A 25,077-nucleotide genomic window follows, 5' to 3' on the forward strand; every position below is an offset into this window, starting at 1 on the left:
CACGCGTCATCCAGATGATGCGTGTGAGCCAGCAACGAATCGGGTATCCCGTCACGGATCAAACCACCCTCGCCTATCCAGGCCTGGGTGGATTGATATGCGCGTTGCAGCAGTTGATCGGGTTGGGCCCACCCGGCTCTGTCGAGCCGCATGGGCTTATCGCTTGGCTTTCAGCGGTCAGGGCGTCCGATCACCGAAGATTAAAAATCAATTTGCCTGCCGCCGATTTGAGTTTCCGTATCATTCTGGCCGGCAACCACAGCTGAAGCGCTAATTGCATTTTGATTAGCCCAATCACGAAGTTTTGTGAACTCGTCTTTACGCATTTTGCTCATGGGTACTAAACGCGAAATAGTCGTTTCAAAATCAGCCATCGTCAGGTCGCTTACATCATCAGAGCCATTCATCCGTCGTGAAAACGCTTCAATCAGCGAGTCCCCGACCCAGGCTTCAATTTCAGCACCAGAAAGCACAATGTCTTCACCGAAATTCGACTCGCCCCCTAGAGCCGCCAATCTATCCAGATCAAATTTTTCCGGGTCACGCTTCAATTTCTTCAGATGTATTTCAAGAATCTTCTTTCTTTCTAATGTCGACGGAAAGTCAACGAAGAATATTTCGTCGAATCGCCCCTTCCTCAACAACTCCGGAGGTAAGTTATTGATGTTGTTAGCGGTAGCAAACACAAAAACAGGCTCTGTTTTTTCTTGCATCCAGGTCAAAAGTGTGCCGAATACGCGTGTAGCCGTGCCACCGTCAGAAGCGCCACTGGAAGAGCCGGAAAGTCCTTTTTCAATCTCATCGATCCACAGGATGCACGGCGAAATCGCTTCGGCTGTACGTAGTGCGGAACGAATGTTGGACTCTGAAGAGCCAACCACCCCCTGAAAGATTTTCCCCATGTCCAAACGCAATAACGGCATGTTCCATGACGACGATACGCATTTCGCCGTCAGAGACTTACCGCAACCAGGAACTCCAGTTAAGAGCAACCCTTTAGGGGTTCCGACACCGAACTCCCGAGCCATCTGGCCAAAACACTGGCTACGCAAATGGAGCCACTTCTTAAGCGTTGCCAGTCCGCCAACATCCTCAAGGCTGACCTTTGAGTCGATGTATTCCAGGATCCCTGTCTTGCGTATAATCTGTTTCTTTTCGGAAAGCAGATCCTTTACGGTATTTTCATTAAGACTCAGGCTGGATACCAGTGAACGCGACAAGCTATTGTCAATTTCCAGCCCCGTGAGTCCTAAAGCGGCATCAATAAGTTTATCGTTGGTTTCGCTGGAAATATCAATCTTGACGCTGCTGTTGTCCTGCCAAGAATTAACAAAGTTACTGATCTGAGTCTTGACTTCATCCCTTGATGGCAAAGGAAAATCAATCAGCGTGATTTCCTTTTGAAGGTCATTGGCAATTTCAAAGCTGGGTGCCACGACAATGCAATTGCTGCGATATCCGCGCGAGCGGATATTTATGGCTAAATCTCGAAGTCGACGACGGTAGACAGGATTTGAGTTTGAAGCCAGGTAGTTATGAGCATCACAAAAAACAAAAATGTTTTTGCTGCCCTCCTCCTTCGCTTTTTCTTCGCAAAAGTCCAAGGCCATTTTCAAGTCAAAGGTTTTATCGCCAGCCACGACACCATTTATCTGGATTCCTGACGTCGAGTTCCAAACGAACAAACGATGGCTAAGGGCCTTGGCGATTTCAGAAATTTCATTGAGTGCACGTTCTTCCTCGAACGTTTCAATGACCAAAATCGCATAGCGCGCCTTGAGGTAATCTGTAATCTGTTTTGTACGGTTCATGCCTGTTATCCCTGCGCTTGGCCTGATTTATACGTGCATCGGAAGACCGGTTTTTGTCACACCAGAACTTGAAACAACAAACTCGACGACTCTTCTGGTACGGAAAAAATCAATATCGACTCTATCGCTGGTTTTGATAATTTGTTTGTGCTGATAGGGATGGATCGCGTTATGCCGATACCGACCAGCCAGCGTCAGATCTACGGCCTTGACAACTCGAATCATGGCCTCATTCTGGAATATCTCTTTTGGCGTATAGCCTGTATAGAGTATCCAGTTTTTCTCGCCATTAACGGCATGTATCAACTGCGCCAACGCTGGCGCCTGGTCGAGCGGCTCCCCACCGGAGAGGGTAACCCCGGCGATATCCAGTGCATTTATCTTCTGTGCCAATTCATCAACAGTCATCAGCGTGCTAGCTTCGCGAGCATGTGTGGCCTGGTTGAAGCACCCCTTGCAATTAAGCGCACAGCCCTGCACCCACAACGTCAAGCGTAATCCAGGGCCGTTAACGCTGCTCAACTCCATGTGGTGTACATTGATTTTCATTTAGAGATTTACACTGAGTATTTGAAGGGTTTGCTCTTCATGGACTACGGTATATTCCGGCTTCCACTCAGTCACAAGCTGCGCAGTAGGGCTGGAAAGCAGAGATTCAAGTTCTTCAGTCAGTTTTGTACAAATGTCGCCTTTCACGCCATGCACTTCCTCGGTAATTTCATCGCCGGTAAAAGTGACATGAATGCTGTATTCGTAGTTAGAGCCAAATTCAATTTCGAACCCTTGAAGCGATTCTTTCACTCTTGCCGGAACGCCTGATGCGTCTATGCGCTTGATGGTTTCATCGATCGCTACGCTGACGTAGGCTTTTTGAAAGCTTGATGCCAGATCAGCCATTATCGTTTCATCGCTGGCTGAAACATTTTCCCGTTCGATGAGCAGTTTGTATGAGCCATCCTCAATCTGACAAACAAACAGATTGAATTCATCAGCGGTCTGGCCGCAAATAGCTCTGAATTGCTGCGAGCCCATATAGCCTATTTTGCTCAAGACTTTTTTACTGAAGTCACTGGAAAACATGGCAACCAGCGCCGTCGTTGGGCTGAGGCCCATTTTGCCGAAAGCTTTGACAATGGCTTCTTCATTGACATAAGAAAATTCAAACTTTGTACAATGCGACATTGTTAAAGCTCCAGCCTGCGACCGGGAGCAACTTCTTCGGCGGCCCGGATAGCAATTAATACATCCGGAGCAACCTCAATGTTACGCATAGGTGCCACGGATGCAAGTGCAGCCTCAGGCGCAACATTTTTTTGAAACGATGCTGGAACTGTAGAGTTGACAACCACGCGACGTCTTTGCGCTGCCTGTGGTGCACCATTAGCACCAAGGAGACTTGCATCAATCGCTTCCAACAGTTTTCTTATCACCAGGATGGGGTTTGACGTAAGCTTTTCATATAGTCCAACGCGCAACAAAGCATCGGTTCCATCATTGAACTGCAATTTAACAAAATAATTATGGCTTTGATCGCCCATGATGCCAATGCCCGAAATCTGATTCAGATCCCGAGACAGCTTTATCCAAGCATCGCCATCAAACGACGCTACAATTAATTTTGTCGCTGTTGCAGCAAAAGCACTACTACCCGCCTTAACTTCTTCAGCATCAAAATTCTGGTAGCTGACCAGGATTTTTTCTCCTGCAGGAAACCCAAGAGCGGTTGCCAGATATTCATTTGTCGAATAATCTACATCAGCGTGAAATTTCAAGCTTTTTGAATAAGCATAAAAGCTGAAAATCGCCACCAATCCATACACCAGTGTATTAAAAGCATGATCCGGAACAACAATCACAAACAATACGATAATAGCAATCGTGACTGCATATGAGTAATTCAAGGCTTTCTGCGTATGAAGCTTTTTATTTCTATAGAGTAGAAATGTTTTGCCGGGAATATATTTTTTTGAAATTGTAATCAGTAAGGCACCTCCCCCAAAAAAAATCAGGGAAAGAAGTCCTCCTATAGCCACGCGCACGTCTCCATTTTGTACCCCATCACGAAGCATCCACGCACCACCAATGATAAAAAAAGGTAAGGACACCATGATAAAAAGGCTCACTATTATGCCTTTAGTGTCCAGCATTATTTTCCACATCGGGATAGTTTTTATCATTCACAAACCTTCCATAGTTGGGGCAAAGCGTGTAGTGAGAGGATGACGGCAGAACTGCTCATTGGTCTATGCTACATGACGATTTTTGATTTATCACGCGCTAGGCGTTTGCAGTGTGCGACGACGGATGAATGTGCTGTAAGCCTTATCCGCCCTCTCCAGTGGCTGCACAAAAAATACGAAGTAGAAGTCATTTCCAGGCCAACATTTTGCTTTGATAGGTGTGACTGTTTCAGGCTTCTTACAAGTCATGGTGCGAAAACCACCAGGCCCAATACCATTGGGCGGTTGCGCATAAAATCTTCTTGCACGCATGACAACCCCGACTATGCTGGCAAAACCCTCTCTACTGGCCATTGGCCTTGGGTGGACAACCTCCGGTTTCGCTGTCCGGGCATCGCATTGCTGATTGGCGCAACGCTATACACCTGACGACGCCAGTGCGTTCGCCGCGGTGTTCCCAAGGAGGGAGTCATGCCTGCACCAGGACACTACCTGATCGCAATTGCCATCTACGATGGTGTGGACTTGCTCGACATCAGCGCCCCTTACGAACTGTTCAACTGGATGAAGCTGGTTGAACCGCAGACGAACACCAGCGCCCCTCGCCGCTCCGTCCGGCTGATTTCCCTTGATGGGCCATCCATCACCACGCGTGATGGCATGACCATCGGTGGCGATCTACCGGTGTTCGATCAACATTCCGATGACATCGACTTGCTGTGGATTCCCGGCGGTGAACCCTCCGACTTGCAACGTCTGATGAAAGATCCCCGGCGTATGACCTGGCTGTTTCAGCAAGGCGGAGCTGCGCAATACTGCGCCTCGGTCTGCGAAGGTGCCTTGCTCGCGGCCGCAGCAGGTTTGCTGGACGGTTATAACGCCACCACGCATTGGGCCTTTATCGCCTGCCTGAAACTGTTCACTCGGGTCAATGTGGTAGACGGTTATCCCCGTTACATCGTCGACAGACAACGTATCACCGGCGGTGGCATTTCATCGGGGCTCGACGAAGCCTTGGCAATCATCGCCTTGATTGCCGGTGAGCTGGTCGCCCAAAAGGTGCAGTTGAACATCCAGTACAACCCCCGTCCTCCCTTCACCAGCGGTGACCCTTCCGTCGCCAAACCACCGGTCTACACCCCGGGCGCCGGGTGCACCTGCGATTCGGCTCTCGCTGAAACCATCGCCCTTGTGCTCAAGCGCACCGGTGCTTCCTAGGAGGCGCACAGCCACCGGCGTTCACTGCCCGGTCGAACTATCTCAACGGACACCCGGCTGTCATGGCTGTGGGACATTTGCGCAATGCGCAGGGAGCAGGAAATGAATTCGCGTTACAGGATCTTCGCAGGGCTGATCGTGTGTGCAACCACCTCCACGGCGCTCGCCGAACTCACGGCTCAACCGTTCCTTTCACCGCCCAGGCTCCTTGAAAAAAGCCAGACAGGCACGCTGAAGGCCATTGAACTGGCCCAACCATCAACAGGGTGCGATCCGGCAGGTGACATCACGCGTGACGGGCAAACGGTCGAACTCAACCTGCAAGTGCAGAAACGCGAAAACTACATCTACAACCCGGGGAGTCCCGACGGTGCCAAAGACAAGGTCATGTTGCGCTCATACGGCGGCTGTCTGACGGGGCCGCTCATTGATGTGCAACCGGGCAACACCCTGCGGGTGCATCTGGACAATCAACTGGAGAAAAACGATCCCAGTTGTCCGGGGGGGCTTGATCCGGCGAATGGCGATCCCGGCTGTTTCAACACGATCAATCTGCACTACCACGGAATGCACGTCTCACCGTCCGGCAACAGCGATAACGTGCTGCTGAACATCGCGCCGCAAACAAAGTTTGAGTACGAGGTCAATATTCCCACCGATCACCCTTCAGGTACGTTCTGGTATCACGCACACCGACATGGTTCCACGGCGCTTCAGGTCGCCAGCGGCGCAGCGGGCGCGCTGATCGTGCGCGGCAATCGCGCCTATACCGGTGACAAGCCGGGAGACATCGACACCATCCTCAAGGACGCGGCGGGCAAGCCCCTCACCGAGCAAGTCTTTCTGTTCCAGCAAATTCCTTATGCGTGTTTCGACGACAAGGGCAACATCATCACGCAGAAGGACGGCACCTGGTCGTGCCCCGGCGATAAAACCGGTGTGGTGGAGAACTTCGACGCGCAACTCTCCTCCCCCACAGTCTGGGACAACAGCGGCCGGTTCACCAGTATCAACGGTGCGGTCCAGCCGACTTTGCGCGGCATAGCCGCAGGAGAAATTCAACGCTGGCGCTTCATTCACGGCGGCATCCATGACACCGTGAATTTGCAAATCGTGCCCATGAACACCAGTGGTGCCAAAGCCAGTCTTGCGCTGCAGGGCATACTCGGCGGCACGCCAAAGGAACAAGCAGCGCTGATCGCCGACCTGTGCCCGGTGACAGTGCCTGACTCCAGCAAACCGGTCGAACTTGTTCCGCAATTCGAGATCGCCGCCGACGGCCTGACGCGCACTGCCATCCGCCCGATCGGGGTGAACAAGAAAAGTGTCAGTGGTGGCATCGGCAGTAACTTTCTGCAACCAGGCTATCGCAGTGATGTGTTGCTGATGTTCCCCCGTGATGGCACCTATTGCGTGCTGAACCAGGCGGCAACGCCGGCAGAGCGTGCGAATGCCGGACCCAATGGCGGCCCCGGCGGACAAGGTCCGAATGAAACCCAATTGCTGGCAACGGTCATCGTCTCCGGCGGTAAAGTGGTGACCGACGATCCGCAAAGCTATATCCAACAGGCGCTCTATGACGCCAACAAAGGCTCATCGTTGCCGGTGGCAGCCCTCGAAGGACTGCGTAGCGGCAACCTGAAGCCGTGGCGCGCAATGCCCGACCTCAAGGATGCAACCGTCAACGACGACATCCAGAAAGCTGACTTTTTCATCGGATATCCACCATTTCCGCCGGCAGCTCCGGCCACGGCGCCGAAAAAACCGGGGGATCCTTGGTCTGGCGCCTTCGGCTTTTTCATCAACTACAAATCCTATGACCCGGACCGTATCGACTTCACCCGTCAGGTCAACACCACCGATGACTGGGTGCTGACGTCGCAGGGCGAACCTCACATCTTTCACATCCACGTCAACCCGTTTCAGGTGATGGACGTGCTCTACGCCAAACCCGGCGAAAAGCCCAAAAGCATCTTCGGCCCCAATGGCGAATGCCTGGTTCCGGCCGACGAGCTGGGATTGCAAAACCAGTACTGCGGCATGTGGCACGAGTTCAAAGACACGATCTTTGTCCAGAACGACTATCAGGTATTGGTGCGCACGCACTACGACCGCTACATCGGTGAATTCGTCATTCACTGCCACATCCTCGATCACGAAGACGGCGGGATGATGACCAATATCCAGATCGTGCCAGACCTCAATGCCGTCGGCGGCGGCATTGGCATGGCAGGGATGAAGCACACGTCGCATCAACATTCGGACGTCAAGAAACAGTGATGAGGAGATGTCAGTCATGAGCAATCCCTTTGCAGGAAAATGGACGTATAGAAGTTTCCTCAATAACCCCGCATTAACTGGAGGCGCGCCGGACAAACTCGCGGCACTGTTATTCGCCGAAGGCGTGTGGACCGTGGAGGACACTGCCGACGGGACATTTGCAGGTGAACTCGGTTTCGGCTCGAACGCGGTCATGGACTTGAAGGGCGTCATCACGCGCGCCCATGACGGACTACCCGACCACGTACACATCGTGGGCAGCGGGCGGCCCGGGACCTCCACTCAAGACTACTTCTACGACTATGACGGGGTGCTGACGGAGCACTGGCCAAACGGCGTGAATCAGGTGCCGGCCATCACTGGATCAGTCATCCGTGTGAAGCCTCACGACGGCGCGTCTGCCGGACTGGTCGCTTCGTTCATCGCCGTCAAGGCCAGTTAGCTATCGCTTGCAGGACGCTCGCGGGTCGTCTGGGTAGTTCCGCCGGCGAGCCACACTCGATCCACTGAAACTTCGATTGTTACCGACGACAAGGAGTCAGACATGACCGCAACCCCCGTCACCAACCCCACCTGGTATGCGCAGATTCGCGACATGTTCACGGCCGTGGACCGCGCGCACATGGCCAGACAAGGTCTCGACCTGGCCAGCTACGACGCGGTGATGAACCACGCCGGCGACATCTATCAACAAGTCGCAGCAGGCAACATGCCGCCGGGTAATCCCTGGCCTGCCGACTGGGTGGGTACCTTCCTCAACTGGATGAACAATGGCTACCCCAAAGGCGTGCCCGTGACCCAAGCGAGCCAGGCCGACTTCGCAGCGCGCTCATTGTTCAGCACCGCGGCCCCGGCCGGCAGGATGCGCAAGGACATCACCACCTTGTCGAGCAACGAACTCGACCAGCTCAAAAAAGCTTTTTCCGCCATTAAGGCCCTCGATCCCGCTGACCCGAACAGCTATTTCGTCCAGGCGGGCTATCACTGGTTTCCGGCGCCCAATACCTATTGCATGCACCACGTACCGGGCTACAACCCCTGGCACCGGGCCTATCTGGTCAGCTTCGAAAATGCCCTGAGATCGGTGCCTGGTTGCGAGAACGTGACCCTGCCTTATTGGGATATCACCACGCCCTTCCCCGACGTGCTTAAAAGCCCGCCCTTCGACCAATACGTGCTACCGAAAACCATTGGCGCGGATTTCCCCGAAGGGTACGTCACCACACGTTTTGACTACGACACGATTGCCCAGAACCTGATTGATAACGGCGTGACCGATGACGTCAACCGGGCAATGAGCAAAACCGACTGGGAAGACTTTCATGGCTACTGGTCCGGTGCCAGTCACAACACCATCATTGCCGCCCACGACAGTGGCCATGACTCCATTGGTCCGACGATGCAACAACAGGAAGTTGCGGCGTTCGACCCGGTGTTCTGGTTTTTCCACTGCAATTGGGACCGACTGTTCTGGGAATGGCAGAAGAAAATGCTGGCCACCGACCTGCAAGGGCTGTTGACCACTATCAACGAGGCTACCGACCCGATCAGTTTTCAGATATTCAGCGATCCAGCGCTCGAGGTTCTGAATCCATTCACCCACAGCGCACTGGAACTTAACACACTGGCAATCATCGACTCGGCAGGTCAGCTTGATATTGATTACGAACCGCCGGCCGAAGCCTCGAACGTCGATTTTCTGCCCAAGACCCAGCGTACGCTCGCCGCGAACAAACAATTCACGGTCGAGACCGATCGAGTCAACGTACGCGTCAGCGGCATCAATCGTCTGAAAATCCCCGGCAGCTTCCGGGTGCACCTGCAAAAGGACGGAAGGACGATCGCCTCCAGAGCGCTGTTCCAGCCGGTTGAGGTGCAAAGCTGTGCCAATTGCGTGAGCAACGCGATGGCGCAGTTCGATTTCGAACTGCCAATGGCGGATATAGCGGGCGGCAAACTGAGTGTCTGGGTAGAACCGGTCGACAAGACCTTCGTAGGGGATCGCTTCCCGCAGAAGCTGATGGGCAACCCGGTCATCGATGTCCATCTATTGCTGCAGACAGAGTAGCGCTGTGGCTGCTTGAAAAGTGCCGGATCTGACGTGATGAAGACCGGCACTGAAGTTGGGGGAGACATCACCTAACCGCAACGGAGCACCTATCATGACCGCTTTTCGCCAGGATGTTGCAACACTGGGTTCAGGATGGAACAAGACATTGCTGAACTACGCCAAGGCAATGCAGGCGCTGGACGCGCAACCGATACAGGACCGCACGAGCTGGAAATTCCTCGGCGCCATGCATGGATTCCATCCTCAGTTGTGGCTCAACGAAAATCTGATCAAGGCGAATACCCCGATTCCAGCAGACTTGACCAACAAGACGTACGGCAATCAGTGTCAGCACGGCAGTTGGTATTTCCTCTCCTGGCACCGGGCGTACCTGTTTTCGTTCGAAGCAATCGTCGCCGCGAAAGTGAAAGAGTTGACGGGGGACGACTGGACCCTTCCCTACTGGAACTACCTCAACAGCAGCGATCCGAAAGCCCTGTATCTGCCTGAGGCCTTTGTAGAAAAAACCTTACCCGACGGCAGCCCGAACCCGCTGTGCAAATACCCTCGGCGCCCCGGAATCAAGGCGATCAAGCCCGGGGGCGGGTTCAGCCTTGAAGCGATGGAAGAGAATGATTTTATCGTCGGTAACGGAAACCTGGGATTCGGTGGCGGAATCACTGGCGATTTCGTCCAGTTCGCGGACATCACCGGAGAACTGGAGAGCAACCCGCACAACACGGTTCACGGTCTCGTCGGTGGTTACATGGGCAATGCCTATCTGGCAGGTCTTGACCCTATATTCTGGCTGCACCATTGCAACATTGATCGCCTCTGGGAAGCCTGGATGAACACGCCGGGCAAGACCATGGTCCACGACCCACTCTGGCTCAATGGTCCGGCCAACCGCAGCTTTATCATGCCGGTCCCCGGCGACAACGCACCTGGCGTAACGTTTACTAGCAAAGACACGTTGAAGGGCGGCAAATTTTATCGGCCCTATGATGATTTGAGCATCGGTACGGGTGTAAAGCCGGGAGTGAATGCAGTGGCACGGGTCAATATGGGTTCGCCCAGCAAGCAAACGGTACAGCCCATCGGCGCCAATGCCGCTGCCGTCACGATCGGCAGTGCGCCGGTAGACAGTCATATCGACCTCGAACCCACGGCGGCCTCCAGTAGCATCGCGACCATGGGCGCGACATCGCCGGGTAAGGCGGTGGCCCGACTCTACCTGGCCCTGGAATCCGTGCGTGGCTCCGCACCGTCACCGCTGCTGGATGTGTACGTCAATCTGCCTGACGGCGCCAACCCGGCGCTCGACCCTGACCGGTACGCCGGCAGCCTGACGCTTTTCGGTCTCAACGTTGCTTCGGAAAAAGACGGCGAACACAACGGGTTGGGTTATACGATTGATATTACTGACCTGGCTCAACGGCTCACGGCCGCCGGGGACTTCGATCCGAATCATCTGCGCGTGACGCTTGTACCTGTCGAGCAGATTTCCGATGAAGCACCGATAACGGTTGAGCGCATCAGCGTTCTCAAGCGCAGTGGCGTCGTGACTTGAGGGCAGACTCATGCGGCCAGGTCTGGTTCTACGCAGTTTTACTTACGCACCGTGGCCAATTCTGCTGGCCACGGCAGGCGTGGGCCTGGCCCTTTCCCTCTACAACGATGTGAGCAGTGAAGGTCCCGCATTTTGCGTAGCGGTGAACGGGCTGTCGATCGTCACTCGCTGGCCGGCGGCGTTACAGGCGGAGCTCGCACTGAACCCGCTGCACCGCATCCTCGCCGGCTGGTTCCTGATGCTTTTGGCCATGATGCCGCCCCTGTTGGCAATGCCGCTCATGCACGTCTGGCACTCCAGCCTGGCACGTCGGCGAATGCGTGCATCCGCGCTGTTTCTGTTCGGCTATTGTGCGTTGTGGATGGCCGCCGGCCCTGTTCTATGGGTCTTGGCGTTGTTGCTCCAGTTCACGCTGGGCCAAAACGTGTTCATCGTGACATTGCTGATCGCGCTGGTCTGGAGCGCAAGCCCGTGGCATCGCGCAGCACTCAATCGAGGGCATCAACCACAGCGGATCGGCTTGTTTGGCTGGCCAGCCGACAAGGACTGCCTGACCTTCGGCATGCGCCATGGCCTGTTTTGTATTGTTTCGTGCTGGGCGTGGATGCTGGTGCCGCTGGTGAGCGGAACCTGGCATATCCCGGTGATGCTATTGGCAGGTCTCATCGTGCTGGCCGAACGGCTCACGCCTCCTCGTCCTCCAGGCTGGCACTGGCTTGTGTCACCCATGCACTTTTATACGTTCGTCACCAAACATCTTTCGGAGCGTCCCCATGGTTAGGCGAGTGTGTCTGGCAATCGGCGTAAGCACCGTGACACCTGTTGCTAAAGAGGTCCTGGATTTCGCCTATCTGGATGGCGCCGTTTTAGCCGCGCGCTCCATGGGGGAATGGGCACTGCGCTCTGGTTTCGGCGTCGACAACGTCAAAGTCGTCGACGACGGCTGGGTCAATAACAAGCCAAACCCGGTCACACGGGTGCGCGTACAACAAGCCGTCGACGAACTGTTTCCAGCGGGGGCCGACGTCGTTGAGCAATTGATCCTGTCATTTTGCGGACACGGGCTGACGGGGTCGAATTTTGGCGAGATCTTCTGGCTGTTCAGCGACTCGCTGCAGATGAAGTACCGCATTGTGGTCGACAGGTTTTACGAGGAAATGTTTCTGCTCGGCGTCAAACGCATAACGCTGATCACCGACGCGTGCCGCGAAGCCCCCCAAAACCTGGAGCTAATGCGCCTCGATGGTTCGCGCGGGATCCTTGTGCAAGGCACCCGGGCCGACGAAACAAATTTCGATAGCCTCGCTTGCTGCCATGACGGCCAACTGGGCTACATGGTTCGAGACCCTGCTGGCGCCGCACCGGGCAAATGCATCTTCTCGGGTGTCATCGCGGATATTCTCTGGGGACTGGAGCCCACTGCCATTGAAAATGGGCTCATAACCACGAATGCGTTGGGTAAATTCGCTCGCTCGCGCACGGCCGAACGCGCTCGCGAGTACCACCTCAAGCTCGACCCTCACTGCCAGGTCGATCCCGACGCCGTGGTGCTTTACGACACTGCGACCCCACTCAAGCCCCCTGACGACATGCAACCGTGGCCATCCGGAAACACGGTAGCGGTGCTGGGCGCTGAAAAAAACGACGAGGCTCTGGATTCTGCAGGGTTCACTGCCGAGGAAACAACAACCCAGCGTTCAGTTCAGCAGCGCACCTTGCGCTATCGCCTTATCAACAAACTCCCATGGTTCAGGCGATCTAAATCAAAAGATCCAGACAGACGCGAAGTGGTCGCCGGAATCACACATCTGCGAGAGGACATGGATGAACTGCACAACATCGACATGGATATGCCTCGCCATAGGCAAATGATAAAGGAGTTGTCCGAACAGCTCAGAGCAGAGTCGATGACCTGGGTGGTTCAACGTCGATTCCTGGAGATCGACCGTGCCGGTGACGCAAATCTCATTGTCTGGGGTGAGCAGGCGACACTGCTGTCCAACCGCGCGACTCACTCCCTCAGATCCGAGCCCCCCGTCAACGAGTTTTACGTTGAACCCCGCACTAAAGGGGCGCCTGTTCTGGTGCACATGGGCAAGGAGCAAGTTACGCCTGTCGTACCTTACGCAGGTCTGTATACCGCCGTCGTCCCCAGCCCCAACGGAGATGTTTTCCAGGTGTACGGAGCGCACAGTTCGCCGCAAAGGTATCTGGCGGGCATGCGGACCCTTCGTGAATTCTCTGACGGGCACTTGCGAGCTGATAGCGTTGATCGACTGGCTGCAGACCTGCGGCATGAAAAGCATGCCGACCCGATGTTGGGCGTCATCTGCGCCTACCTTTACCGGGCGCTCGCCGACTACGACAACATCCGGCGCATGGCCTATTTTTATGCGACCCGTGATCAGGCTGTGCCCTTCGACATCGCGCTGCTCGGAGGTATGGAGGTAACACGCAACACGCATGGCGCCCTGCAACTGCATGTGCCAGCAGTGAAGGCCCGGGAATCGCGACCAAACGCGCCAGCACTCCCCGGCTATGCCACCCAAGCAACCCCTGCCATCTTCGCCAGCGTCGGCGGACGATGCCCATGGCTCGGACTTGGCTGGGACTATGTCGTTGAGCCTCGATTGGAGTCGGCTCTGCTTGTCGAAGGTCTTGGCGAGCATGCGTCACTGATTCGGCGCAGCGGTTCGACCGTGTTGCCTGCGGCCTCAGCAAGGCAACTTGCAGAGGCCTGGGGTCTGCCGCCAGGTTAATTCGTTTTTTCTGCGTTGGCCGAGGTGTTCTCAGGGAGGAAAAGATGCTTGCAGAGTCGTTCTACGAACGCATTCTCGCTGCGGGCCGACGGCGAGAGAGCGCATCATAAGACTGATCAACACACCCCAACCCCACCAGCGTCGCCTCTACAGCTTCATCCAGCGGCGTATGCGGCTCGCGACCCAAGGTCGATTGCAACTGCGCGCCGTTCAGCCTTACCGGTTGTTGCCACAGGTAACGCATCTCCTGCATTTCGCGAAACGTTTCGACAAAGGGCGACAACACGTTGATCAACCACCAGGGAAACGCTTTGATCCTTGGCGTTTTACCGCCATGTCTTGCCACAACGCGGCGTATGGCTTCGGCCATTTGCCTGCCATCCGCATCCCAATGACCGTCCATATGAAACGCGGCGAACGGTGCAAGCGTTTCTCTGCGCTCCAGCAGTTGCGTCATGGTGTTGGCGACATCCGGCAAATAGGCCCATTGATTGCCGATGCCCTTGGCACTGGGTACCAGTACACGGGTGACTGCCCGCCCCGGTTTGACCAGCCCTTGGGAAAACCAGTTGTTGCCCGGCACCGGCCCGAAGAAGTTGCCGGCACGCACGATAATTACCCGGCATCCCTGAGTGCTGGCTTCGCGCAGATGTCGTTCAAGCTCGACCCGCAGCGCACCTTTGCGGGTCATGGGGTGTTGTGGTGAGTCTTCGTGCAGCAACGGGAATGCGTCTGGCCCGTAGTTATAAACAGTGCCCGGCAGGACGATGGTCGCCCCTTGTGCAATAGCGGCCGCAATGGTGTTGTCGATCATGGGCAAGACCCGCTTGTCCCAGTCACGATAACCGGGTGGATTGACCGCATGGACAATGACCGAGCAGCCCTGTGCCGCCGCCATGACCTGTTGGCGATTCATCGCATCCCCGTCAAACCAGATAAAGCCTTCAGCCCCTTCGTGAGGTGGACGACCACCGCGTCGCAGCGCACACACCTGCCAGCCGGATTCGCGCAGCTTGCGCGCCACTTCACCGCCGATACCTCCCGTTGCACCCAGTACCAAAACGCGTCGACTCAAGATCATGTTGATCGTCCTCTCGATGGAATGAGAAGAGTCTGAATGCGCCGTCGACTCAATGAAATTGCTTAAAACCGGCTACCAGCTATACATTTATGCATGGACAACAACATCAGCTGGGAACTGTACCGCTCGTACCTGAGCGTGCTGCAGGAAGGATCATTGTCGGGTGCCGCTCGAGCACTGGGGGTTGCGCAACCTACGGTCGGGCGCCATATCGACACGCTCGAGCAGCAACTGGGCGTGAGTTTGTTCACTCGCTCCCAACAAGGGTTGCTGGCGACCGAAGCCGCGCAGGCCCTCAAGCCCTTCGCGCAATCCATGCAGGCCAATGCTGCCGCACTGCTGCGCGCAGCCGAGGCGCAAGGAAGCGGCGTCAGAGGCACGGTGCGCATCAGTGCCAGCGAAGTCGTGGGCGCCGAAGTGCTGCCTCCGGTTATTGCCGGCTTACAAGGACAGTACCCGGAACTGAACGTTGAGCTGGTCCTGACCAATCGCGTTCAGGACCTGTTGCACCGCGAGGCTGATATCGCCGTGCGCATGGTTGCGCCCGAGCAAGGTTCGCTGATTGCCCGGCGCATCGGCGATATCGAACTGGGCCTGCATGCTCACCGCCGCTACCTCGATGCGCGAGGCACACCGCAGACACTGGAACAGCTCACTGAACACGCGCTGATCGGCTTTGACCAGGAGACGCCCTTTCTGCGCAGCGCCAGGCACTGGTTGCCGCAATGGCGTCGTGAACACTTCACCTTGCGTACCGACAGCGATCTGGCGCAACTGGCAATGATTCGTGCCGGCGTGGGCATCGGCGTGTGCCAGGTGCGAGTGGCGCAACGTGACCCTGCGCTGGTGCGCGTACTCGCACACCCCTTCAAACCCAGACTCACCAGTTGGCTGACCATGCATGAAGATTTACGCAACAGTCCGCGCTGCAAAGTGACCTTCGAGGCGCTGCTGTCAGGGCTCGAGCAATACGTGGGCTAAGCTGTTTTTATCGCCGTGCGTCGGCTGAGCACTGTCGGTGGTTGAGTGCGGCATAACGGCAACACTGTCATAACCCGCATTTTTCCTGACAGAAAAACCACTTTTTCAGTCATTCACAACCGCTCTTCAACCCTCTGAGAACGGCCGTTTCGGCTCAGGCGCGTTATTCGATAACCGACAACGCTTTATTACTGAATTTATGATTTAACTAGGTAGTTACCTAACTATATAATCCCCTTCTCATTTCAACGGGACATTCAACGTGAAGCAGAGTCAAGGCCTCTCTGGCCTTTCTAAATTCATTCTGGTCGGGCTGGGCGTGATCATCGCCCTGCTCGGCTTGGCGCTCGCTGCTGGCGGCGTGAAGTTGGTCAGCCTGGGAGGGTCGTGGTACTTCCTGATGGGCGGTCTGGTGATGGCGGTTTCCGGATGGCTGATCGCACGCTTCAAACCGGCGGGTGCGTGGTTGTTCGCAGCGTTCCTGCTCGGGACCGCGATCTGGGCCGTGAGCGATGCCGGGCTGGTGTTCTGGCCGGTGTTCTCGCGCCTGTTCATGTTCAGTGCGGTGGGTCTGGCGGTCGCGCTGGTTTATCCAATGCTCAAGCGTGCCAGCGGTGGCGTTCCTGGGCGCGGTGCTTATGCGCTGGCCGCTGTACTCGCGGTCGGCCTGGCCGTTGCGGCCGCTAACATGTTTGTCGCGCACCCAACGGTTGCAGCCACCGGCACGGGCCCGGGGCTCACGCCAGTGGAGCCAGACAAGGCGCAGAAAGACTGGGCGCACTACGGCAACACCGAAGGTGGCAGCCGTTTCGCCGCGCTGGATCAGATCAACCGCACCAACGTCGACAAACTGAAAGTCGCGTGGACCTACCACACCGGTGACATCGCCGAGAGCGATGGCAACGGCGCCGAAGATCAGCTCACCCCGCTGCAGATCGGCAACAAGGTGTTCATCTGCACTCCGCACAACAACCTGATCGCGCTGGATGCCGACACCGGCAAGGAACTGTGGAAAAACGCGATCAACGCCAAGTCGAAAGTCTGGCAGCGTTGCCGTGGCATGGCCTATTTCGATGCCACCAAGGCCATCGCTCAGCCGGGCAATTCGAGCATCGTCGAAGCCAAACCTGCGCCGGCCGCCAACTGCCAGCGTCGCCTGCTGACCAACACCATCGACGCACGTCTGATCGCGGTCGATGCCGACACCGGCGAGTTCTGCCAGGGTTTCGGCAACAACGGCCAGGTTGATCTGAAGGCCGGTCTGGGTGATGTGCCGGACAGCTACTATCAGCTCTCCTCCGCGCCATTGATGGCCGGCACCACAGTCGTGGTCGGTGGGCGCGTGGCCGACAACGTGCAAACCGACATGCCGGGCGGCGTGATCCGTGGTTTTGACGTGATCACCGGTGCCATGCGTTGGGCCTTCGACCCGGGCAACCCACAGGATAAAAAGGCACCGGCCGACGGCAGCACCTATGTGCGCAGCACGCCGAACAGCTGGGCGCCGATGTCCTACGACCCGGCGACCAACACCGTGTTCCTGCCGATGGGCAGTTCGTCCACCGACATCTACGGTGTCGAGCGTAGCAAACTCGATCACACCTACGGCGCCTCGATCCTCGCGCTGGACGCCAGCACTGGCGATGAGCGCTGGGTGTTCCAGACCGTGCACAACGACCTCTGGGACTTCGATCTGCCGATGCAGCCGAGCCTGATCGACTTCGACAAGGACGGCAAAACCGTGCCGGCGCTGGTCATCGGCACCAAGGCCGGGCAGATTTATGTCCTGGATCGTGCCACCGGCAAGCCGCTGACCGATGTCAAGGAAGTCCCGGTCAAAGCCGCGAACATCCCGAACGAACCGTACTCGCCAACCCAGCCGAAATCGGTGGGCATGCCGCAAATCGGCGCGCAGCACCTGACCGAATCCGACATGTGGGGTGCCACGCCGTACGATCAGCTGTTGTGCCGGATCGACTTCAAGTCGATGCGTTATGACGGCCTGTACACCGCGCCGGGTACTGACAAATCCCTGAGCTTCCCGGGTTCGCTGGGTGGCATGAACTGGGGCAGCATCTCCACTGACCCGGTGCACGGTTTCATCTTCGTCAACGACATGCGCCTGGGTCTGTGGATTCAGATGATCCCGTCGCAGAACAAGGCGCAGGCCTCGTCCGGTGGCGAAGCGCTGAACACCGGCATGGGCGCCGTACCGCTCAAGGGCACGCCGTATGCGGTGAACAAGAACCGCTTCCTGTCGGTGGCCGGCATCCCTTGCCAGGCTCCGCCGTTCGGTACGCTGACGGCGATCGACATGAAGACGCAGAAAGTCGCCTGGCAGGTTCCGGTCGGCACCGTTGAAGACACCGGTCCCCTGGGCATCCGTATGCACCTGCCGATCAAGATCGGTCTGCCAACCCTCGGCGGCACCCTGTCGACCCAAGGTGGCTTGATCTTCATCGCCGGCACCCAGGACTTCTACCTGCGCGCCTTCAACAGCGGCAATGGTGAAGAAATCTGGAAAGCGCGTCTGCCCGTCGGCAGTCAGGGCGGCCCGATGACCTACGTTTCGCCGAAGACCGGCAAGCAGTACATCGTCGTCACCGCCGGCGGTGCACGCCAGTCGACCGATCGCGGCGACTACGTGATGGCCTACGCCTTGCCGTAAGCCGAAGTGCCCGTGTTGACCACGGGCACTTTCTTTTGCGCGCGGCACCTGAGGGTGCCGCGCCGCTTTGCGCTATCGCCCTCGTTTTGAGCAGGAAGATCTCCATGTTTCGTTTTTCTCATACCGGCTGGCTCAACGGCGTGCTGTTGGGCCTGACCTGCAGCGCCACCCTGCCCGCCTTTGCCGACACCGATGCCAACCTCCTCAGCCGCAATACCCTGACCGGCGACTGGGGTGGCCTGCGCCACCAGATGGACGAAGACGGCATCAAATTCACCGGTGACTACACCGGTGAAATGGCTTACAACGCCGACGGCGGCCTGCATCGCTCGGGCCGTTACTCGCAGAACATCAAGCTCGGCGCACAGTTCGACCTGAGCAAGCTGTATAGCGTGGAGAACGCCGGCAAGGTCCAATTGACCATCAACGACCGGCGCGGCAACAGCGCCTCGGAAGACCTGGTCGGCAACCGTCTGCCGATTCAGGAAAACTACGGCGGCCTCTACACCCGCCTGACCGAGCTCAGCTACGAGCGCAGCCTGTTCACCCCGGCGCTCAACGTGAAGCTGGGTTACATGGCCATGGGCAACGACCTTGGTGGCCTCGACAGCGGCATTCTCTGCAACTTCATGAACGCCGGCTTCTGCGGCCATCCGTTGAACATGTCCGGTGGCAGCGGCTGGACCAACTACCCCAATGCCCATCTGGGCGTGCGGGTGAAGTACGACCTGTCGTCGGCGTGGCAGTTGCGCGTCGCCGCGTTCAATGTCGATCCGCAAAGCAACGGCAATTCCAGTCGTGCCTGGCACCTGGGACCGAAACACACCACGGGCACTGTGGTGCCGATCGAACTGGTCTACAAGCGCGCGGGGCAGTTGCCCGGCGAATACAAGCTTGGCTACTACTACGACAGCTCCAACGTGAAACGCATCGGCAGCGATAAAGAGGTGTCAGGCCGCGGCGGTCATTACCTGCTGATCGACCAGGCCGTGTGGCGTTCGGCATCGTCCGAGGGCCGCAGTCTGCACGCCTTCGGTCAATACTCGGCCGCCAGCGAAGCGGCTTCGCCGTTCAGCAAGTGGTACGGCACTGGCGTGGTGCTATACAAACCGTTCGAAGGGCGCCCGCGTGACACCCTCGCGCTCGGTTATGGCCGGGCCGTGCCGAACCCGCGCAGTCGTGACGTGCAGCAAGAGGCGGCGCTGGCCAACGGCGCGGCATTCCCGAACCTGGACAGCGCCGAACAGTTGCTCGAACTCGGTTACGGTTACCAGGCCACCCCGTGGCTGACCTTGCGCCCCAATGTGCAATACATCATCGAGCCGGGCGCGTTTTCCGGGCAGGACATCGACAATGCACTGGTGTTTGGCTTGCAGGTAAAAGCGGCGCTCTAAGGCATTCGCAGCATAAAAAAAACCGGCGCAAAGCCGGTTTTTTTATGCTCGACGATAAACCGAGGTCTGACGACGTTACTCGGATGCGCTCTCACTGCTACCCCGCACGAAACGGTTACGACCCTGCGCCTTCGCGCTGTACAACGCCTGATCTGCCATCTCGATCAACCCCTGCACATTGTCCAGTCGAGAACCGCTAGCGGTCGCCATGCCGATGCTCACACTGAGCCGGCCGAACGGACTGGTGTCGTGCGCAATATGCTCTTGCTGCAAACGGTCGAGGATCAGTTGCGCCACCACGGCGGCACCGTCACTGTCGGTGTCAGGCATGATGATGCCCATCTCTTCGCCGCCATAGCGCGCCACCAGATCCGACGGCCTCCTGACACACGCTTCGAGAATGCGGCCCACCCTCTGCAGGCAGGCGTCGCCAGCCACATGCCCGAAGGCATCGTTAAAGCGCTTGAAGTAGTCGATATCAATCATCAGTAAGGCCAGCGTCGTGCCGTCACGCTGTGCTCGTCGGGCTTCCATCGCCAGGCTCTCATCAAACCAGCGCCGGTTGGCCAGACCGGTCAGGGCGTCTTTCATCGCCAGCAACTCAAGTTGCCGGTTTGACGACAGCAACTGCTGCTGAGCCCCGCGCAATTGATCCTCGGCCGCCGTGCGCCGGCGGATATCGAGGATCAGAAACCAGCCGATCAGCCCCGTCAGGCCGAGCAATCCGGTGACCACCACCGCCGACAGCAACGCCTCCATTCGCCACGCAGCAAGGGCTTCGCGCTTGCCGAGGGCGACGGTCGTGATCAGCGGCAGCCGGTCGCTCTTGCGAAAAGCGTAGAGCCTTTCCACGCCGTCCAGGCTGGAGGTGAACGACGCAGTGCCGACGGAACGATCAACCAGGTACTTGGCGTAGATGGGCGATTTGGAAAAGTTGCGGCCCATGTCCTGTTCGCGGAAAGGATAGCGAACCAGCAACGTGCCATCGGTATAGGACAAACCGATCGCGCCCTCCTGCCCCACATCGATTTTTCCAAACAGTCGCAGGAAGTTTTCCACCCCAAGGGTCACCGCTACCACACCGGCGAACTCGCCATCGGGACCATTGAAGCGACGGCTGACGGTGATCACCCATTCCTGATTGGAGCGGCTCTGGATCGGCGGACCGATAAAGGTCTCGCGGGACGGATCGTCACGGTGATGGATGAAATAGACCCGATCACTGCTATTGGCGCCGGCTGGAATCTGCCGGCTGGAGGACATCAGCCAGCGGCCCTGAGTGTCGTAGATCGTGATGCCACTGAGCTGTGGCATCAACGATTCCTGGCGCTCGACCAATGCGGCCAGTCGCTGAATCTGCGCAGGGCCGCTGCCTTCGGTCTCCAGACGCTCGACCAGCCCGAGCAAAAGCAGCGAACTCTGGCGGACAATGCCCTCGGAGTAAGTCGCCAGCGCCTGGGTCAGGTTCAAGCCATGGACATTCACCTCCTCCAGTGCCCGCTCACGGGAGGCCAATACCTTCCACACCGTCAATGACGCGAGAGAGCAGCCAATGACCAACAGCAAAAGCACCACCAGGTGGGAATCACGCTTCACGTTACTACCTTAAGGAAAGTCCGGTTTTCCATTCCAGCAACATTGGGTCAGGGCAATAGCGGCAGCCATCCATCCTTCTTCTGGCCAAGAATACAAGCAGCGCTGAAACGATGCAGTAACTGAAAGGTACATTTTGCAAAGTAATCAGCTGACTTCACCCGCCGCGCTCCGCATTCACGCCGGGTCCACCGCCTCGATCACGCCCTTGTCCTCGCCCAGGAAGCCACCGCTTTGATGCGCCCACAGCCGCGCATATACGCCGTTTTTCTCGAGCAGTTCGCTGTGCGTGCCCTGTTCGATGATGCGCCCGTCGTCCATGACGATCAGCCGATCCATCGCTGCAATCGTCGACAGTCGGTGGGCAATCGCGATCACGGTCTTGCCTTGCATCATCTCATCGAGGCTTTCCTGAATCGCCACTTCGACTTCCGAGTCCAGCGCGCTGGTGGCTTCGTCAAGCAACAGGATCGGCGCGTTTTTCAGCATGACCCGGGCAATCGCAACGCGTTGCCGCTGACCACCGGAGAGCTTGATACCCCGCTCGCCCACTAGGGTGTCGTAACCGGTATGCCCCTGACGATCGCTCAACTGGCTGATGAACTCATCGGCCTGCGCATTGGCCGCAGCGCGGCGCACTTGTGCGTCGGTCGCATCCGGTCGGCCGTAGGCAATGTTGTCGCGAATGGAGCGGTGCAGCAGCGAAGTGTCCTGGGTCACCATGCCGATGGCACTGCGCAGACTGTCCTGAGTCACGTGCGCGATGTTCTGGCCGTCGATGCGAATTTCCCCGCTGTCGACATCGTAGAAACGCAGCAGCAGGTTGATCAGCGTGGATTTGCCGGCGCCGGAGCGGCCGACCAGACCGATTTTTTCCCCGGGCCGGATGCTCAGGCTGAGGCCGTCGAACACCTGACGCTCGCCGTTGTAGTTGAACCGCACCTTATCGAACGTGACCGCGCCGCCAGTGGTCACCAGCACACCGGCATCCGGTGCGTCCTGGACTTTGGCGCCTTGGGTCAGCGTCGCCATGCCATCCTGAACAGTGCCGATGCTTTCGAACAACGAAGTCATTTGCCACATGATCCAGTTCGACATGCCATTGATGCGCAACGCCATCGCGGTGATTGCCGCCACGGCACCTGCGCCGACGTCACCCTGGTGCCACAGCCACAACGCGTAACCGCCGGCGGACATGATCAACGCCACCACCAGAGCCTGGTTGACGATCTCGAACAGACTCACCAGACGCATCTGGCGAAAGCCGGTCAGCTTGAAATCTTCCATCGCCGCCCGGGCGAAGTGCGCCTCACGGTTGGAGTGCGAGAACAGTTTCACCGTGGTGATGTTGGTGTAGGCGTCGGAGATCCGCCCGGTCATCATCGACCGCGCATTGGCTTGCTCCTGCCCCACTTTGCCCAGACGCGGCACGAAGTACCACATGGCCAGCCCGAAAAACACGACCCACGCCAGGAACGGCAGCATCAGTTTCAGTGCAAAGCCGCCGGCCAGCGCGATGATCGCAATGAAATACACACCGATGCCGGGCAGGATCTCGATCAGGGTAAACAGCACATCACGCACCGCCAGCGCGGTCTGCATCACCTTGGTGGTAACCCGGCCGGAAAACTCATCGGAAAAAAACGAAAGGCTCTGTCGCAGCATCAGCCGATGGAAGTCCCAGCGCAGGCGCAACGGCAGGTTAATCGCCAGAATCTGGTGCTGCACCATTGTGCGCAACGCCACCAGCCCGACACTGAACACCATGACGATGCCCATGCCCCACAACACTCGACTCTCCTGCGCAGCGGCTTCACCGCCGGCCTGCCAGGTCGACAACAGATCTACGACCTGTCCGAGGAAGGAAAACAGCCACGCTTCATAAATCGACACGGCCGCACTGAGCAATGCCAGCGCCAGGACATAACCGCGCGCGCCGCGCGTGCAGGCCCAGAGAAAGCGGGCCAGTCCGTTGGGGGGTGGTGGGACCTCGTCAGGAGGAAAAGGGTCGAGTCTTCGTTCGAACACACGAAGCATGGTGGTCTCCAAAACTTTCAAGTTAAGGGGATTCTGCCATCGAATGGTTGCCGGGAGGTCTTTGTGAAAAAGTGTGAGTTTGCGAAGGGCCGGTGTCGGCGCACAGATCAATAGTCGTAGGCCACGGCCTGAGCAAGCCAGGGCGCAATGCCCTGGCAGATCGCAATGGTCACTTTTTCTTTTTCGCGGTCTTTTCGGCCTTCTTCGGTTCCTTGGCCTTATCGGGTTTGCTATCGGCTTTTTTGGCAGATTTTTTCGGTTCGACGTCTTTTTTCTTGTCTTTCTTTTCGGATGATTTTGAAAGCGCCGCAGCCGCCGCAGATTTCTTCGCCGGTGAGGCCTTTTTGTCTTTCAAGTCCTTGCCGGCTTTCGAAGCTTGACCTTTGCTTTTCTTTTCGTCTTTAGCCACGTTGACCACCTCTCGGAGTGTGCCGGTATTGGCACTGTGCCTGCGCGATTGACCACAAGCTGATCATTAGGCGAGCACGCCGCTGAAGCGGTTCAAATTATTTTCTACACCGCCGTCTCGTCATCCACGGGCAATGAAGCCAGCATCTCGGCGCGGCACACCTGAAGAATCTCATCCGCCAGCGCGGAATCATCCGGACAGGCGCGCGACAGGATAATCGCACCGGCAGCACGCGAAAGCAGGTCGATCATTTTCCGCCGCCCCTCACCCGGCGCGGCATCCGGGCCTGTCGGGTATTTGTCACCGAGGGTTTGCAGGGTGCGTTCGATGCCTTCGGCAAACGTCGCTTTCACAGCGTCCGGTTGCCGCGCCGCGTCGCCACACAACGCGGCCATGGTGCAGCCGCTGCTGCGTCCATCCCGATGTGCGCGGGTCACATAAACATCAATGAAGCCCGCGACATCGAGCGCTTCCGCGCCGGCCAGCGATTTGGCCAGACCGCAGGCCGAGGCTTCGGCCATCAGATCGGCCTTCGATCCGAAATGTTTGTAGAAGCCTCCGTGGGTGAAACCGGCCGCCGCCATGAGATCGGCCACACCGACACCGTCAAAACCGCGCTCGCGGAACAGTTCTGAAGCCGTTTCAACGATGTGCTCTCGATTGGCTTGCGCCTGGGCCTTGGTCACTCTCACGTGCAATACCTCGTGTCCGCTGGGAAATCCTGCGCCGATGATACATAGATGCTGGTCATAATCAAAACCGTTGACAGTTTAGATTTCGATCATCATCCTAATTGCACGCACCACCGATCTTCATTAACGGACACGGAAGAAACACCAGATGACCGAGCCGAAACTGTTCACCCCTTACACCCTCGGCGCGCTCACGCTGTCGAACTGCGTCGTGCTTGCGCCGCTGACACGCAACCGCGCCGGCCACGGCTTTGTACCCAGCGAGTTCGCGGCCCTGCGCCAGCGCTTCAAAAACACCTACATCGCCAACAACGGCTCCGACCTCGACCTGGCGACAGCGCGGCGGGGTACATC

19 protein-coding genes and 1 pseudogene are annotated in these 25,077 nt (G+C 57.4%); 11 read left to right on the plus strand and 9 right to left on the minus strand.

The genetic code is table 11. The features are described from left to right. Nucleotides 1-200: 200 nt before the first annotated feature. Genes K5Y35_RS21775 through K5Y35_RS21790 form a run of 4 tightly spaced genes read right to left on the minus strand, consistent with a single transcriptional unit; the run spans nt 201 to nt 3,988 of the window. Nucleotides 201-1,811, minus strand: coding sequence for an AAA family ATPase (locus tag K5Y35_RS21775; RefSeq protein ID WP_222832904.1), 1,611 nt, complete (start codon nt 1,809-1,811; stop codon nt 201-203). A gap of 27 nt (nt 1,812-1,838) precedes the next feature. Further along, nucleotides 1,839-2,360 carry a 4Fe-4S single cluster domain-containing protein gene (locus tag K5Y35_RS21780; protein WP_222832905.1) on the minus strand — a complete coding sequence of 174 codons (522 nt, stop codon included), beginning with the start codon at nt 2,358-2,360 and terminating at the stop codon, nt 1,839-1,841. After that, entirely contained in the window at nt 2,361-2,993 is a 633-nt protein-coding gene (locus tag K5Y35_RS21785; RefSeq protein WP_123468702.1) for a DUF2997 domain-containing protein, read from the minus strand. 2 nt (nt 2,994-2,995) lie between these two features. Further along, a complete protein-coding gene (locus K5Y35_RS21790; protein WP_222832906.1) occupies nt 2,996-3,988 on the minus strand; it encodes a hypothetical protein in 993 nt (330 codons plus the stop codon). A 474-nt stretch (nt 3,989-4,462) separates the two neighbouring features. Here K5Y35_RS21790 and K5Y35_RS21795 point away from each other — a divergent pair, with 474 nt between their 5' ends. The 7 genes from K5Y35_RS21795 (at nt 4,463) to K5Y35_RS21825 (ending at nt 13,868) form a co-directional block, all read left to right on the plus strand. Continuing rightward, entirely contained in the window at nt 4,463-5,209 is a 747-nt protein-coding gene (locus tag K5Y35_RS21795; RefSeq protein WP_222832907.1) for a DJ-1/PfpI family protein, read from the plus strand. Between the two features lie 102 nt (nt 5,210-5,311). Beyond that, nucleotides 5,312-7,489, plus strand: coding sequence for a multicopper oxidase family protein (locus K5Y35_RS21800; protein ID WP_222832908.1), 2,178 nt, complete (start codon nt 5,312-5,314; stop codon nt 7,487-7,489). A 16-nt stretch (nt 7,490-7,505) separates the two neighbouring features. Next, complete coding sequence (locus K5Y35_RS21805; RefSeq protein ID WP_123468693.1) at nt 7,506-7,931, plus strand: hypothetical protein; 426 nt, start codon at nt 7,506-7,508, stop codon at nt 7,929-7,931. A 102-nt stretch (nt 7,932-8,033) separates the two neighbouring features. Next, the gene (locus K5Y35_RS21810) at nt 8,034-9,557 is read left to right on the plus strand and encodes a tyrosinase family protein (RefSeq protein ID WP_222832909.1); all 1,524 of its coding nucleotides are present in this window, start codon (nt 8,034-8,036) and stop codon (nt 9,555-9,557) included. 94 nt (nt 9,558-9,651) lie between these two features. Beyond that, nucleotides 9,652-11,109: a tyrosinase family protein gene (locus K5Y35_RS21815; protein ID WP_222832910.1), complete on the plus strand. Its 1,458-nt coding sequence runs from the start codon at nt 9,652-9,654 to the stop codon at nt 11,107-11,109. A 10-nt stretch (nt 11,110-11,119) separates the two neighbouring features. Next, entirely contained in the window at nt 11,120-11,890 is a 771-nt protein-coding gene (locus tag K5Y35_RS21820) for a DUF2182 domain-containing protein (protein ID WP_222832911.1), read from the plus strand. 4 nt (nt 11,891-11,894) lie between these two features. Further along, nucleotides 11,895-13,868 (plus strand): hypothetical protein, encoded by a 1,974-nt coding sequence (locus tag K5Y35_RS21825; RefSeq protein WP_261991210.1) that lies wholly within the window; start codon nt 11,895-11,897, stop codon nt 13,866-13,868. A 61-nt stretch (nt 13,869-13,929) separates the two neighbouring features. Here K5Y35_RS21825 and K5Y35_RS21830 read toward each other — a convergent pair whose 3' ends face one another. Further along, nucleotides 13,930-14,949, minus strand: coding sequence for an NAD-dependent epimerase/dehydratase family protein (locus tag K5Y35_RS21830; RefSeq protein ID WP_222832914.1), 1,020 nt, complete (start codon nt 14,947-14,949; stop codon nt 13,930-13,932). Between the two features lie 93 nt (nt 14,950-15,042). Between K5Y35_RS21830 and K5Y35_RS21835 the strand changes: the two genes are divergently transcribed. The 3 genes from K5Y35_RS21835 to K5Y35_RS21845 all read left to right on the plus strand — a co-directional run bounded on the left by K5Y35_RS21835 (nt 15,043) and on the right by K5Y35_RS21845 (nt 19,992). After that, on the plus strand, nt 15,043-15,930 hold the full coding sequence (locus K5Y35_RS21835) for a LysR family transcriptional regulator (RefSeq protein WP_123468679.1): 888 nt from the start codon (nt 15,043-15,045) through the stop codon (nt 15,928-15,930). Nucleotides 15,931-16,192: 262 nt separating this feature from the next. After that, entirely contained in the window at nt 16,193-18,598 is a 2,406-nt protein-coding gene (locus K5Y35_RS21840; protein WP_222832916.1) for a glucose/quinate/shikimate family membrane-bound PQQ-dependent dehydrogenase, read from the plus strand. Nucleotides 18,599-18,702: 104 nt separating this feature from the next. Beyond that, nucleotides 18,703-19,992 carry a carbohydrate porin gene (locus K5Y35_RS21845; protein WP_222832917.1) on the plus strand — a complete coding sequence of 430 codons (1,290 nt, stop codon included), beginning with the start codon at nt 18,703-18,705 and terminating at the stop codon, nt 19,990-19,992. 75 nt (nt 19,993-20,067) lie between these two features. Here the strand turns inward: K5Y35_RS21845 and K5Y35_RS21850 are convergent, their stop codons facing one another. The 4 genes from K5Y35_RS21850 to K5Y35_RS21865 all read right to left on the minus strand — a co-directional run bounded on the left by K5Y35_RS21850 (nt 20,068) and on the right by K5Y35_RS21865 (nt 24,723). Next, nucleotides 20,068-21,588 carry a sensor domain-containing diguanylate cyclase gene (locus K5Y35_RS21850; protein ID WP_222832919.1) on the minus strand — a complete coding sequence of 507 codons (1,521 nt, stop codon included), beginning with the start codon at nt 21,586-21,588 and terminating at the stop codon, nt 20,068-20,070. A 174-nt stretch (nt 21,589-21,762) separates the two neighbouring features. Further along, nucleotides 21,763-23,622 (minus strand): ABC transporter ATP-binding protein, encoded by a 1,860-nt coding sequence (locus K5Y35_RS21855; protein WP_123468671.1) that lies wholly within the window; start codon nt 23,620-23,622, stop codon nt 21,763-21,765. 169 nt (nt 23,623-23,791) lie between these two features. Next, complete coding sequence (locus K5Y35_RS21860; RefSeq protein WP_222832920.1) at nt 23,792-24,040, minus strand: hypothetical protein; 249 nt, start codon at nt 24,038-24,040, stop codon at nt 23,792-23,794. A 95-nt stretch (nt 24,041-24,135) separates the two neighbouring features. Then, nucleotides 24,136-24,723 (minus strand): TetR/AcrR family transcriptional regulator, encoded by a 588-nt coding sequence (locus tag K5Y35_RS21865; RefSeq protein ID WP_185015825.1) that lies wholly within the window; start codon nt 24,721-24,723, stop codon nt 24,136-24,138. Nucleotides 24,724-24,871: 148 nt separating this feature from the next. On the opposite strand from K5Y35_RS21865, the pseudogene K5Y35_RS21870 reads away from it, so the two are divergent. Next, nucleotides 24,872-24,997, plus strand: a pseudogene (locus K5Y35_RS21870) (alkene reductase); the annotation flags it as partial. Nucleotides 24,998-25,077 lie beyond the last annotated feature (80 nt).

The organism is Pseudomonas sp. SC3(2021) (assembly GCF_019856535.1).
In the GTDB taxonomy this organism is placed as follows: domain Bacteria; phylum Pseudomonadota; class Gammaproteobacteria; order Pseudomonadales; family Pseudomonadaceae; genus Aquipseudomonas; species Aquipseudomonas monsensis.